12 protein-coding genes are annotated in these 12,281 nt (G+C 69.7%); 8 read left to right on the top strand and 4 right to left on the bottom strand.

The genetic code is table 11. The features are described from left to right. Positions 1 to 33 precede the first annotated feature (33 nt). The 6 genes from BMZ38_RS05055 (at position 34) to galE (ending at position 6,296) form a co-directional block, all read left to right on the top strand. Positions 34 to 951 (top strand): recombination-associated protein RdgC, encoded by a 918-nt coding sequence (locus BMZ38_RS05055; protein ID WP_091334934.1) that lies wholly within the window; start codon positions 34 to 36, stop codon positions 949 to 951. Between the two features lie 271 nt (positions 952 to 1,222). Continuing rightward, on the top strand, positions 1,223 to 1,993 hold the full coding sequence (locus BMZ38_RS05050) for a M48 family metallopeptidase (protein WP_091334931.1): 771 nt from the start codon (positions 1,223 to 1,225) through the stop codon (positions 1,991 to 1,993). A gap of 133 nt (positions 1,994 to 2,126) precedes the next feature. Beyond that, entirely contained in the window at positions 2,127 to 2,561 is a 435-nt protein-coding gene (locus tag BMZ38_RS05045) for a low molecular weight protein-tyrosine-phosphatase (protein ID WP_091334928.1), read from the top strand. Between the two features lie 183 nt (positions 2,562 to 2,744). After that, entirely contained in the window at positions 2,745 to 3,662 is a 918-nt protein-coding gene (locus BMZ38_RS05040; protein ID WP_091334925.1) for an NAD-dependent epimerase/dehydratase family protein, read from the top strand. A 141-nt stretch (positions 3,663 to 3,803) separates the two neighbouring features. Further along, positions 3,804 to 5,213 (top strand): mannose-1-phosphate guanylyltransferase/mannose-6-phosphate isomerase, encoded by a 1,410-nt coding sequence (locus BMZ38_RS05035; RefSeq protein ID WP_091335640.1) that lies wholly within the window; start codon positions 3,804 to 3,806, stop codon positions 5,211 to 5,213. Positions 5,214 to 5,312: 99 nt separating this feature from the next. Further along, the gene (gene galE / locus BMZ38_RS05030; protein WP_091334922.1) at positions 5,313 to 6,296 is read left to right on the top strand and encodes a UDP-glucose 4-epimerase GalE; all 984 of its coding nucleotides are present in this window, start codon (positions 5,313 to 5,315) and stop codon (positions 6,294 to 6,296) included. 27 nt (positions 6,297 to 6,323) lie between these two features. On the opposite strand, the gene BMZ38_RS05025 is transcribed toward galE, so the two are convergent. Then, positions 6,324 to 7,694 (bottom strand): M20/M25/M40 family metallo-hydrolase, encoded by a 1,371-nt coding sequence (locus BMZ38_RS05025; protein ID WP_091334919.1) that lies wholly within the window; start codon positions 7,692 to 7,694, stop codon positions 6,324 to 6,326. Between the two features lie 221 nt (positions 7,695 to 7,915). On the opposite strand from BMZ38_RS05025, the gene BMZ38_RS05020 reads away from it, so the two are divergent. Both BMZ38_RS05020 and BMZ38_RS05015 read left to right on the top strand, forming a co-directional pair. Continuing rightward, positions 7,916 to 8,578, top strand: a complete 663-nt coding sequence (locus BMZ38_RS05020; RefSeq protein WP_139202383.1) for a hypothetical protein — start codon at positions 7,916 to 7,918, stop codon at positions 8,576 to 8,578. Position 8,579: 1 nt separating this feature from the next. Next, positions 8,580 to 9,218, top strand: a complete 639-nt coding sequence (locus BMZ38_RS05015) for a helix-turn-helix transcriptional regulator (protein ID WP_091334914.1) — start codon at positions 8,580 to 8,582, stop codon at positions 9,216 to 9,218. Between the two features lie 101 nt (positions 9,219 to 9,319). Here BMZ38_RS05015 and dbpA read toward each other — a convergent pair whose 3' ends face one another. Genes dbpA through BMZ38_RS05000 form a run of 3 tightly spaced genes read right to left on the bottom strand, consistent with a single transcriptional unit; the run spans position 9,320 to position 12,274 of the window. Beyond that, the gene (gene dbpA / locus BMZ38_RS05010) at positions 9,320 to 10,720 is read right to left on the bottom strand and encodes an ATP-dependent RNA helicase DbpA (RefSeq protein ID WP_091334913.1); all 1,401 of its coding nucleotides are present in this window, start codon (positions 10,718 to 10,720) and stop codon (positions 9,320 to 9,322) included. 46 nt (positions 10,721 to 10,766) lie between these two features. After that, the gene (locus tag BMZ38_RS05005) at positions 10,767 to 11,486 is read right to left on the bottom strand and encodes a pseudouridine synthase (protein ID WP_091334910.1); all 720 of its coding nucleotides are present in this window, start codon (positions 11,484 to 11,486) and stop codon (positions 10,767 to 10,769) included. A gap of 8 nt (positions 11,487 to 11,494) precedes the next feature. Beyond that, positions 11,495 to 12,274: an ABC transporter permease gene (locus BMZ38_RS05000; protein ID WP_091335638.1), complete on the bottom strand. Its 780-nt coding sequence runs from the start codon at positions 12,272 to 12,274 to the stop codon at positions 11,495 to 11,497. Between the last annotated feature and the right edge of the window lie 7 nt (positions 12,275 to 12,281).

The following is a 12,281-nucleotide window of genomic DNA, read 5'->3' as shown; positions in this document are numbered from 1 at the left end:
TCCCAGGGCAATCGCCTCCCAACCGGATCCCGCATGTTCTTCCGCAACCTCACGCTGTTCCGTTTTTCCCCCGCCGTCGCCGAAGACCTTTCCCGCCTGGACGAGGCCCTCGGCGAGCATCGCCTGCGCCCCTGTGGCCCGCTCGAGCTCTTCACCAAAGGCTTCGTGCCACCGATCGGCCGTGGCGAGGAAGCTGCGCTCACCCACGCGGTCAAGCACTGCACCTGGGTCTCGGTCGGCGGCGAGGACAAGTTGCTGCCCGCCGCCGTGGTCAACGACGAACTGTACCGTCGCGTGCAGAAGATCGCCGAAGAAGAGGGCCGCAAGGTGGGCGGTCGCGAGCGCAAACGCATGAAGGAAGACCTGCTCAACGAGCTGCTGCCACGTGCGTTCGTGCGCAGCTCACGCATGTCCGCCTACGTCGACCGCCAGCACGGCTGGCTGGTGCTCGACACCTCCAGCCGCAAATCGGCCGAGAACGCGCTCACCCAGATGCGCGAGGCGCTGGGCAGTTTCCCCGCGGTGCCGCTGGCGCCGGAAGAAGGCCCGCGCGTGCTGATGACCGACTGGCTCGCCAACGGCACGCTGCCGGCCGGCCTGACGCTCGGCGACGAGGTCGAGCTGCGCGATCCGGGCAGCAACACCGGCGCCATCGCCCGCTGCCGCCGGCAGGACCTGGAGAGCGAGGAGATCAAGGAGCACCTGCGCAACGGCAAGCAGGTGTTCCAGCTCGGCCTGGTGTTCGACGATCGCATCAGCTTCGTGCTGGGCGAGGACCTGGTGCTGCGCAAGCTCAAGCTGCTGGACGTGGTGACTGACGAGCTGGCCGACAGCGCCCCCGACGCCGCCGCGGAGCTCGACGCCCGCTTCGCGCTGTTCACGCTGGAACTCGAGCGCCTGCTGGGCAAGCTGGAGGAGTGGTTCGGCCTGCCGCGGCCCAAGGACGCCTGACCGCTTCTGCGCCTTTTCCCCCTCAGGGGAAAGGCCGGGGTGGGCCGCGCTTGCGGTGGCCTCCGCAAACGCGGTTCTTTCCCGGGCGTTTCCCGTGGGCCTCGGCTCTCATCCGAGCCTTCGGGCAACCTTCCCCACGGAGGGAGAAGGAACACAAATGCAACCGTCGACGTCGCGTGAACGGGAACCGAAAACCCGCCACGCGACGCCATCCAACCCTTTCCTCACACCCCCCGTTGCAAGGTTATGCTCTACCGACGGGCCCCGGATCATGGCAGCACAACTTCAAGGCGATTGGCTGGAACTGGCAACGGCGAGCGGCAGCACCATCCGCGTGCTCAAGGCCGCGCATCCGCGCGCGCGGCGCCTGCGCCTGACGGTCACGCCCAAGGGTGCGCGGGTGTCCTATCCCAACGGCACCCACCCGTCGCAGGTCAGCGCCTTCCTGCGCAGCCATGCCGACTGGCTCGAAAAGAAGCTCGATGAGCTCAACCTGATCGTCAAGCCGCTGCCTCCCTTGCGTGTTGGCCATGCCACCGAATTCCCGCTGCGCGGCGAGACCGCGCTGCTGGACTGGGCGGAGGGCCCCTACCCGCGGGTGGAGTCCTTCGACGGCGGCCTGGTCCTGGTGATTCCCCGGCCACACACCCGCGCCCTGCCGGTGGCGCGTGGCCTGCTCGCCTCGCATTTCGAAGCGCAGATGCGCCGCGACGTTTCGCGCTGGATGGCCGCCTACGTGCCGCAGCTGGGCCTGGCGCCCACCTCGCTGCGCATCCGTCCGATGAAGAGCCTTTGGGGCAGCCTCGACACGCGCGACCGCATCAATCTGGATCTGGCGCTGGCCCTGGCCCCGCCGGCCGCGCTGCGCTACGTGCTGGCGCACGAGCTGTGCCATCTGAAAGTGCGCAGCCATGCGCCGCGCTTCTGGGCGCTGGTCGCCACGCTGTTCCCGAACTGGCGCGAGCAGCGCGACTGGCTGCGCGTCAATGGCGCCACGCTGAAGGCGGAGCTGGACCGGCTGGTGGCCGACGTCGCCGATTGATCGCGGTCGCCGTCGCCTTGACCGGCGCGCTGCGCTCTCGTTAAGTTCGATCCTTGCACCATGGTGGCCATCCTGGCCCGCCGGCCCGCCTGCGGCAGGTCTCTCCTTCCACTGCCGCCCAGGTTCGCCCATCGTGTTCGACAAGGTGCTGATCGTCTGCATCGGCAACATCTGCCGCAGCCCCACGGCGGAGTACCTGCTGCGCCACCGGCTCGGCGGCAGGGCGATTACGGTCGACTCGGCGGGCCTGGCCGCGCTTGCCGGCAACCCGATCGATCCCTTCGCCGCCGACCTGCTGGCCGAACACGGGATCGATGCTTCCGCCCATCGTGCGCGCCAGCTGGACGAGGCGGCCATCGCCAGCGCCCAGCTGATCCTGGTGATGCAGCGCTCGCACCTGGCCAACCTGGGCAAGAACTGGCCGCATGCGGTGGGCCGCACTTTCCTGCTCGGCAAATGGCAGGGCGACCGCGATGTTCCGGACCCCTATCGGCAGCCGCGGGCCGCCTTCGAGCTGGCGTACCGGCTGATCGACGAGGGCATCGACAGCTGGTTGCAACACCTCTGAGCGGTCGCCGCTTGGTATCGTTGGGCAGGCGCTTGCGTGGGGCGCAGGTTGGGGCGGCACATCGGCCGTAGCGGGGCCACGGTCGCCGGTGCCGGTTGGGAGGCAGGAACTCAAGGATGGACCGATGTCCAGGCGCAACAGCCTGGGCAGGCATGCGGGCGTCAACTTGAACGGGGTGGGGCCATGGACCTGGATGCACGCATTCTGGTGACCGGTCAGTGCGGCTGGGTGGGCAGCGCGGTGGTGCGCCGGTTATGGGCTGCCGGATACAGCAACATCCGCTTTCTTGCGCCGGGCGAGGCGGATCTGACCCGGGCGGCGCCGGCTCAGGCGATGCTGTTCCGGGAGCGGCCCGAGTACGTTTGGCTGACCGCGCCGCGGGAAGGCGCCGGCGGCGCGCGGCCCGGCGAGGCGGTCCGCGAGAGCCTGGCAGTGCAGGCCAACGTGATCCATGCGGCATGGCGGGCGGAAGTGCGCAAGCTGTGCTTCCTGGCCTCGTCCGGCGTTTACCCGGCCAGGGCGTTGCCGCCGTTGCAGGATGGCTCGCTGTTGTCGACCGCGGTCGGGCCCGGCCAGGACGCCAGCGTGCTGGCGCAGATCGCCGGCATCCGCATGTGCCAGGTCTACCGGCGCCAGTATCGGTTCGACGCCGTCAGTGCCGTACCTGCCGAGCTTTACGGGCCGGGCGACAGTGCTGGCGCGCAGGCCGGCGTGTTGCCGGCGCTGGTGCGGCGCCTGTACGAGGCACAGGCGGCGGGCGCGGCGGAGCTGGCGATCAGTGCCGTGCCGGCGCGGGAGTGGCTGCAGGTCGACGACTTTGCGGACGCGGCGTTGTTTCTGATGCAGCGCTACAGCAGCGAGCTGCCGGTCAACGTCGGTGGCGAGGCAATGGCCTTCGCCGACCTCGCGCGGTTGGCGGCTGAAACGGTCGGCTACCGGGGGCGGCTGCTGTTCGGCAGACGGACCGCGGCGCCCGGGCAGGTGATGCGGGATGGCGCCTGGCTGAACACGATGGGCTGGTCGCCGTACATGCCCCTGCGCGACGGCGTGGAGCAGATGTGCGCGTGGTACCTGCAGGGCGTAGGACCCGTGATGGCGTAACGCAGCGGGACCTGTTCGCGCGCAGGGCGGGCTTGCACAGGGCATCATGTGGGGTCGCCGGGGATGGCCGGGCCGGTTCCGGCACACCACGGCAGTACGGATCGAGGTTGCCTGCCGCCAGATGCGGCGGGCCGGATGGAGATGTCGATGGTTCCTGTAATTCTTTCCGGTGGTTCCGGTACGCGCCTGTGGCCGTTGTCGCGCGAGTCGTATCCGAAGCAGTTCCTGCCGCTGGCCGGCACGGACACCATGCTGCAGGCGACCTGGCTCCGCATCGCGCCGCTGGCCTCGGCCGCACCGATGGTGGTGGCCAACGAGGAACACCGCTTCATGGTGGCCGAGCAGCTGCGCCAGGTCGGCTGCGTACCCTCGGCGATCCTGCTTGAGCCGGTCGGGCGCAATACCGCGCCGGCGATCGCCGTGGCTGCGCTGCAGGCCACCGGCGAGGGCGCCGATCCGCTGCTGCTGGTGTTGCCCTCGGACCACGTGATCGCCGACGCGGCCGCGTTCCAGGCGGCCGTGCGCCGCGCCGAGCCGGCGGCGGCGCAAGGACGACTGGTCACCTTCGGCATCGTGCCGCATGGTCCCGAGACGGGTTACGGCTACATCCGCGCCGGCGCCGAGGTGGCCGACGGCGTGCGCCAGGTGGCGCAGTTCGTCGAGAAGCCCGACGCGGCCACGGCGCAGCAGTACGTCGCGTCGGGCGAGTACGTCTGGAACAGCGGCATGTTCCTGTTCCGCGCATCGGTCTACCTGGCGGAACTGGCGCGCCAGCAGCCGGCCATGCTCGAGGCCTGCCGCGCGGCGATCGCCGGCGCCGCGCGCGATGCCGACTTCGTGCGGCTGGACGGGGCGGCCTTCGCCGCCTGCCCATCCGACTCGATCGACTACGCAGTGATGGAACACACCGACGCGGCGGCCGTGCTGCCGATCGACGTGGGCTGGAACGACCTCGGCAGTTGGTCGGCACTGTGGGAAGTGGCCGAGCAGGACGGCAACGGCAACGCGCACCATGGCGACGTGCTGGCGCAGGACTGCCGCAACACGCTGGCCTGGGGCGAGGGTCGGCTGATCGCGCTGCTCGGGCTGGAGGACGTGGTGGTGGTCGACACCGCCGATGCGGTGCTGGTTGCGCACCGGGACCGCGTGCAGGACGTCAAGGGGATCGTCGCCCGGCTCAAGGCGGAGGGCCGCGGCGAGCCGACCCGCCACCGCAAGGTGTACCGGCCGTGGGGCAGCTACGATTCGATCGACGTGGGCGGGCGGTTCCAGGTCAAGCGCATCACGGTCAAGCCCGGCGCATCGCTGAGCCTGCAGATGCACCACCACCGCGCCGAGCATTGGGTCATCGTCAGCGGTACCGGCCGCATCACCCGCGGCGACGAAGTGCTCACGCTGACCGAGAACCAGAGCACCTACATTCCGCTGGGCGTCAAGCACCGGCTGGAGAACCCGGGCCGGCTCCCGCTGGAGCTGATCGAGGTGCAGTCGGGCAGCTACCTGGGCGAAGACGACATCGTGCGCTTCGAGGATGTGTACGGGCGCGGCTGACATGGCCCGCCGCCGCGCCCGTCCGCGGCCCGCCGTCGGCCGTGGCGTCCGCCGGCGCGGCGATGGATTTTTTTCCAGGCATGGGACTGTAACGCTGCGATGAATCTCAACGTGCTCGTCTGTGGTGGCGCGGGCTATATCGGCGCGCACGCTGCGCGCTGGCTGGCCCGGGCGGGACACCGCGTCACCGTGCTGGACAACCTCTCCACCGGCCACCGCCAAGCGGTGCGCTGGGGCGACCTGGTCGAGGCCGACGTTCGCGATGCCCAGGCGCTGCGCCGCGCCTTCACCGCGCAACGCTACGACGCGGTGATGCATTTCTGCGCCCTGTCGCTGGTGGGCGAGTCCATCGCGCGGCCCTACGTCTATTACGACAACAACGTCGGCGGCACCCTCACCCTGCTGCAGGCGATGCGCGAGGCCGGCGTGGAGCGGCTGGTGTTCTCCTCCACCGCGGCGGTGTTCGGCGAACCCCGCCAGCCGTTGATCGACGAGGACCATCCGACCGCGCCGATCAATCCTTATGGGGCGAGCAAGCTGATGGCCGAACGCATGCTGGCAGACGCCGGCCAGGCTTACGGCCTTCGCTCGGTGGCGCTGCGCTACTTCAACGCAGCCGGCGCCACGCCGTCAGGCGAGATCGGCGAATCACACCAGCCGGAGACCCACCTGATCCCCAACGCCCTGCGCGCCGCGATGGGCAACGGCGAACGCTTGCGCCTGTTCGGCAACGACTACCCCACGCCCGACGGCACCTGCGTGCGCGACTACGTACACGTGGACGATCTGGCCGCCGCCCACCTGGCTGCGCTGGAATACCTGCACGACCATCCCGGCGCGCATCGCTTCAACCTGGGCAACGGGCAGGGCTTCAGCGTGCTCGAGGTGGTCGAGGCGGTGCGCCAGGTCAGTGGGCGGCGTGGCCTGTCGTTCGACTGGGAGCCGCGCCGCGCCGGGGATCCGCCCATGCTGGTGGCGGCCAGCGCGCGGGCCCGGCAGGCGCTGGGCTGGTCGCCACGCCATACCGACCTGTGCGAGATCGTCGCCAGCGCCTGGCGCTGGCATGCGCAGCCGCGCTACTGAGCCGGCGGCGCGCGCCGGCTCCGGCGCTCAATGCGTGGGCGGCGAGCGCTCGAAGCTTCCCGCCTCGCCCGGGAATACCACCGGGCTCTCATAGCCGTCCGCCGATACCGACGACACGCCGAAGTACCAGTCGTCGATCACCACGTCCTCGAGCACCGCCTGGTCCACGTTGCCCACCGCGCGGGCGTATTGCCATTGCGGCGCGGTGGTGTCGCGCCAGTGCACGCGGTAGCCGGCGGCACCGGCCACCCGCTGCCAGTTCATGGTGGTGTCGGTGGCCAGCGCGCCCTTGATGTCGACGCCGCCGGGTGGCGCGGGAGCACGGCTCAGGCTGGCCATCGTGATCGCGTTCAGGGCGGTGACGCGGGCCAGGTAGCGGAAGTCGAGGCCGTCGATGGTGTCGCCGTAGCCGGGGCGCAGCTCCTGATGCTGGCGGGTGTAGTCCTCGTGGCCCTCGGTGACCCGCACCGCCGGGAAGCCGGCCTGCAGGAAGGGCACCTGGTCGCCGCCTCGGCCATAGCGGTCGGTGCGGTAGACCATGTGCACGTCGAAGTCGGGCAGGTAGGCGTCGGCCAGCCGATCGATGTAGCGCGCCAGGTTGCGCGAGGGCGAATCGACCTCGCCACCGTGGTAGCGGCGGAAGGCGGCCTGCTTGAGCGTCTCGTTGCTCTTGGTGCCCTCGGAAAACACGCGCACCATGGTGTTGTCGCGCACGCCGTTCTGGCCGCGGCTGTTGCCCACGATGTCGTTGTTGAGTTCGGCCTCCACGCGCCAGCCGTGCGCCACCGCGTAGTCGGCCAGCACCTTGCCGCCGTACAGCCCCTGCTCCTCGCCGGACAGCGCGGCGAACACCAGGGTGGCACGGTTGTCCTGTGTCGAGAGCAGGCGCGCCACCTCGATCAGCGCAGCCACGCCGGAAGCATCGTCATTGGCGCCCGGCGCGTCGTGGGTCGTGTCCATGATGTCGGTGACGCGCGAGTCGAGGTGGCCGGTGATCACGATCACGCGGTCCGGATCGCTGCTGCCGCGCTTGATCGCCACCACGTCCGCCACGCCGACCGGTTTGGGCGCGCGCTCGCCGGTGAAGGCCTGCGAAGGCGTGATGACCTGCAGGCAGCCGCCGCAGTCGCGGCCGATTTGCTCGAAGCGAGCTTGGACCCAGCGCCGCGCGGCGCCGATGCCGCGCGTGTCGGAGCGGGTATCGGACAGCGTGTGGCGCGTGCCGAAGCCGACCAGGGCGGTGATCGTGGCCCGCAGCTCCTGTTCGCTGGGCGCGCTGGCCAGGGCATGCAGCTCGGGATGCTCGACCGGCTGCGCCGGCGGTTTGGCGATGGCGGCGGTGGCGGCGGTGGCGAAGGGGAGCAGGGCGGCGAGCAGCAGGCGGTGGCGGCGAAACATGGCATGCGTCCACTGGGAAAGCACCTACCTTACAAGCCCCGGCACACCTGTAGGAGCCCACGTCTTCTGCACCGCCCGCCACGGGCGTCACCCACAAGCGGGCTCCCACGAGGGCGCGGCAAGGCCAGCAAAATAGGCTTTACACATACACATATTGCGCGTAAACCCGACCCGTCCAGACTTCCACCGTCGCAACCGCGGCGATCCTTCTGGAGACCATCATGAAACCTTCCACCTGCCTGTCCGCTGCCATCCTTGCCGCCACCCTTGCCGCGGCCACCCCCACGATGGCCGCGACGCCTCCCGCGATGGCCATGCACAACCAGGGCCCGGCATCCGCCGTTCCAGCCGCGCCCAAGCTCGACGCCGCGATGCGCTCGCTCTGGCACGGCCACGCCGTGCACACCCGCGCCTACGCGCTGGCCGTGCACGCCCATGACGGCGCCAAGGCCAAGGCCGCGGCCGACGCGGTGGTCGCCAATGCCAAGCAGATCGCCGCTGCGGTCGGCGGCTTCTATGGCAAACCGGCCGGCGCGCGCATGCTCCAGTTGCTTGCCGGCCACTGGGGTGGCGTCAAGGCGCTGACCGATGCGCGCGCCGCCAATGACTCGGCCGCCGAGCGCAAGGCCATGGCCGACCTGCAATCGAACGTCACGGCGATCGCCAGATTCCTCTCCGGCGCCAACCCGAACCTGCCGGAGGGCGCCGTGCAAGGCCTGATGGCCACGCACGTCGCGCACCACGCCACCCAGATCCAGCAGATCATGGCCGGCGACATGAAGGGCGAGCAGTCCACCTGGCAGGCCGTCCAGGCGCACATGGACGTGATCTCCGACGCGCTGGCCGGTGCCATCGCCAAGCAGTTCCCGGCCAAGGCCGCCTGAGATGAGCGCACTCGCCCGGCTCGGTGCCACCCAGCAGCGCCTGCTGCGCCAGTTGCTGATGGCGCCGCAGGGCTGCTCGGTGGAGGAGCTGTGCGAGCGCCTGCGCATCAGCCACAACGCGGTACGCCAGCACCTGAGTGCAATGCTCGCGCGCGACTACGTCGAGCGCGGGCAGGCGCGTGCGACCGGTGGCCGACCGCAGGCGCGCTTCCGCCTCACCGAGGGCGGTCGTGCGCTGTTCCCGCGCAACTACGGCCTGCTGAGCACCGCGCTGCTGGGCAAGCTGCGCGAGCGCTATGGCCCGGCTGCGCTGGAGGAGATGCTGCAGGAACTCGGCCACTCGCTGGGCAGCCACGAAGTCCCGCTGCCGCCGGAGGCCAGCCAAGACGAAGTGGCCCAGCAGCTGGCCGGCCAGCTGGACGCGTTGGGCTACGAGGCGGTGGTCGCGCGGCACGGCCAGGAGCAGCAGGTGGAAGCGTTCAACTGCGTGTTCCACGCGCTGGCGCGTAGCGTGCCGCAGGTATGCAAGTTCGACCTGGCCTACATGGAGGCGGCGAGCGGGCGGCGCATCCACCACATGGAATGCATCATCCGCGGCGGCCACGTGTGCCGCTTCCGCATCGGCGACGCCAAGCGCTGATCCCTCGGCGGCGGCGTGGGCTGGTCCGCGTCGGCGGACGGCCGCACGCGCGTCGGGCGAACGACGGCGCTAGGCCATGAAACGCAAGCAAGCGGCTGCCATCAACCCAGCGGTCGAACGCGGAAGTTGCGCCCCTTGATGCGGCCTGCACGCAACCGCTCCAGTGCCTTGTTCGCCTGTGCGCGGCTGATGGCGACGTAGGCGCGCGTGGCGAACACGTCGATCTTGCCGATGTCGCCGGCGGCCAGCCCGGCCTCGCCCGTGAGCGCGCCCAGGATGTCGCCCGGGCGCAGCTTGTCCTGCCGGCCGGCATCGATCACCAGCGTCTTCATCGGCGCCAGTTGCAGCGTCTTGCCGCGTGGCGGCGCAAGCTTCAGTGGGTGCCACGACAGGGGCGTGCCGCTGGCCTGTTCGATGTTCTCGGCCTTGGGCCGCTCGCGCGGCGTGCACAGGCTGACCGCCAGGCCGGGCTCGCCGGCGCGGCCGGTGCGACCGATACGGTGGGTATGGGTATCCGGGTCGTGCGCGATGTCGTAGCTGACCACCAGCGGCAGTGCGGCGATGTCCAGTCCGCGCGCGGCGACGTCGGTAGCCACCAGCACCGTGCAGCTGCGGTTGGCGAAGCGCACCAGCACTTCGTCGCGGTCGCGCTGCTCCATGTCGCCATGCAGCGCGAGCGCGGAGAAGCCGCGCCGGTCAAGCTCCTGCGCCACTGCGTCCACCTCGCGGCGCATGTTGCAGAACACCAGCGCGCCTTCGTGGCTGCCGGTGCCAGCGGAGCGGCGGGCCTCGGCCAGCAGCTGCGCCAGTGCGTCCGGCTTGCGCGCCGGCTCCACCTCATGGAAACGCTGCTCGATCGCCGGCCGTGCATCGGCTTCGGCCGCCACGGTGACGGTGACCGGGTCTCGCTGCAGCCGGCCGCTCACGGCCCGGATCTCCTCCGGATAGGTCGCCGATAGCAGCAACGTCTGGTGGTGCCTGGCGATGCGCTTGACGATGTCGTCGATCGCCTCGGCAAAGCCCATGTCGAGCATGCGGTCGGCCTCGTCCAGCACCAGTACCTTGACGCCGCCGCCGTGCAGGCTGCCGCGCTTGAGATGCTCCTGCACGCGCCCGGGCGTGCCGACCACGATGTGCGGATCGTGCGCGAGCGAGGCAAGCTGTGGCCCAAGCGGCATGCCGCCGCACAGGGTCAGCAGCTTCACGTTGGGAATGCCCGCAGCCAGCTTGCGGATCACCTTGCTGACCTGGTCGGCCAGTTCGCGGGTGGGGCAGAGCACCAGCGCCTGCAGCCGGATCGACTCGACCTCGATCGCCTGCAACAGGGCCAGTCCGAAGGCCGCGGTCTTGCCGCTCCCGGTCTGCGCCTGCACGATCACGTCGCGCCCCTGCAGCATCGGCGGCAGGGCTTGCGCCTGCACCGGGGTCATCGTGGCGTAGCCGAGCGTGTCGAGGCTCGCCAGCAGGGCGGGCTTGAGCGGGTGCGTGTCGAAGGAGGTCATGGCGGCATGATCGCACGCGGAGCGGCGCGCTCCGCGGATCAGGCGGTCACCACTGCGTGCGATCGGGCAGCAGGCCCTTGAGTTCCGCGTCGGTGAGGTTGCGCCACTGGCCCGGCTTGAGGTGGCCGAGCTTGACGTTGACCACGCGCACGCGGCGCAGCTGGGTGACGCGGTAGCCGAAGGCCGCGGCCATCAGCCGGATCTGCCGGTTGAGCCCCTGGGTCAGCACGATGGCAAAGCCGAACCGGGCGATCGCGCGCACGCGGCAGGGCAGGGTCATCTGGCCGTGGATGCGCACGCCGCGCGCCATGCCGGCGAGGAACGCCGCGGTGACCGGCTTGTTCACTGCCACCAGGTATTCCTTCTCGTGGCGGTTCTCCGCGCGCAGGATCTCGTTGACGATGTCACCGTTGCTGGTCAGCAGGATCAGCCCCTCGGAATCCTTGTCCAGCCGGCCGATCGGAAAGACCCGCTGCGGGTGGTCGACGAAATCGACGATGTTGCCGGCTACGCCCTGGTCGGTGGTGCAGGTGATCCCGACCGGCTTGTTCAGCGCGATGTAGACCGCCCTCTTGGCCGCCGGCGTGGCCGCCAGGATGCGCGCCTTGACGATCTCGCCGTCGACCCGCACCTGGTCGCCCTCCAGCGCCTTGGCGCCGGTACTGACCACCTCGCCGTTGATGGTCACGCGTCCGGCCAGCAGCAGCTCGTCCGCCTCGCGACGCGAGCACAGCCCCGCTTCGCTGATGTACTTGTTGACGCGCATGGTGGCCCTCAGGAGCGCAGGCCGACCCCGCGCTTGAGCAGCTGCAAGGCCACGATGGACAGGCCCGCGACGAAGGCCAGCATCACCACGAACGCCACGCCGATGCGGACGTCGCTGATGCCCAGCACGCCGAAGCGGAAGGCGTTGACCATGTACAGGATCGGATTGGCGCGCGAGATCGCCTGCCAAGGCTCGCCGAGCATGTTGACCGAGTAGAACACGCCGCCCAGGTAGGTCAGCGGAGTGAGCACGAAGGTCGGCACCAGCGCAATGTCGTCGAACTTCTTGGCATAGACCGCGTTGACGAAGCCGGCCAGCGAAAAGATGGTCGCGCCCAGCAGCACCGAGAAGAAGGTCACCAGCGGGTGCGCCACGTGCAGCGAGGTGAAGAACAGCGCGATCAGCAGCACCAGCGTGCCGACCACCAGTCCGCGCGTCACCGCGCCGGTGACGTAGCCGAGCAGGATCACCCAGTTGGGCATCGGCGAGACCAGCATCTCCTCCACTGCGCGGCTGAACTTGGCGCCGAAGAAGGAGCTCGAGATGTTGCCGTAGCTGTTGGTGATGATGCTCATCATCACCAACCCGGGCACGATGTACTGCATGTACGAGTAGCCGCCCTGGATGGTGCCGATGCGGCTGCCGATCAGCTTGCCGAAGATGACAAAGTAAAGCGTCATCGTGATCGCCGGCGGGATCAGCGTCTGCGTCCAGATGCGCATGATGCGCACGATCTCGCGCCGCACGATGGTGTGCAGGGCGACCAGGTTGGTAGCGGTGTTGCTCATGCGCTTG

The sequence above is a fragment of the Frateuria terrea genome, from assembly GCF_900115705.1.
Classification (GTDB): domain Bacteria; phylum Pseudomonadota; class Gammaproteobacteria; order Xanthomonadales; family Rhodanobacteraceae; genus Frateuria_A; species Frateuria_A terrea.
This window is presented reverse-complemented; position numbering and strand designations above follow the sequence as displayed.

Bases quoted from the DNA above. Each gene is read 5' to 3' on its own strand.
- BMZ38_RS05040 (WP_091334925.1), top strand. From the start codon at position 2,745: ATGGACCTGGATGCACGCATTCTGGTGACCGGTCAGTGCGGCTGGGTG.
- BMZ38_RS05050 (WP_091334931.1), top strand. From the start codon at position 1,223: ATGGCAGCACAACTTCAAGGCGATTGGCTGGAACTGGCAACGGCGAGC.
- BMZ38_RS05020 (WP_139202383.1), top strand. From the start codon at position 7,916: ATGAAACCTTCCACCTGCCTGTCCGCTGCCATCCTTGCCGCCACCCTT.
- BMZ38_RS05055 (WP_091334934.1), top strand. From the start codon at position 34: ATGTTCTTCCGCAACCTCACGCTGTTCCGTTTTTCCCCCGCCGTCGCC.
- BMZ38_RS05025 (WP_091334919.1), bottom strand. From the start codon at position 7,694: ATGTTTCGCCGCCACCGCCTGCTGCTCGCCGCCCTGCTCCCCTTCGCC.
- BMZ38_RS05000 (WP_091335638.1), bottom strand. From the start codon at position 12,274: ATGAGCAACACCGCTACCAACCTGGTCGCCCTGCACACCATCGTGCGG.
- BMZ38_RS05005 (WP_091334910.1), bottom strand. From the start codon at position 11,486: ATGCGCGTCAACAAGTACATCAGCGAAGCGGGGCTGTGCTCGCGTCGC.
- BMZ38_RS05035 (WP_091335640.1), top strand. From the start codon at position 3,804: ATGTCGATGGTTCCTGTAATTCTTTCCGGTGGTTCCGGTACGCGCCTG.
- BMZ38_RS05015 (WP_091334914.1), top strand. From the start codon at position 8,580: ATGAGCGCACTCGCCCGGCTCGGTGCCACCCAGCAGCGCCTGCTGCGC.
- dbpA (WP_091334913.1), bottom strand. From the start codon at position 10,720: ATGACCTCCTTCGACACGCACCCGCTCAAGCCCGCCCTGCTGGCGAGC.
- galE (WP_091334922.1), top strand. From the start codon at position 5,313: ATGAATCTCAACGTGCTCGTCTGTGGTGGCGCGGGCTATATCGGCGCG.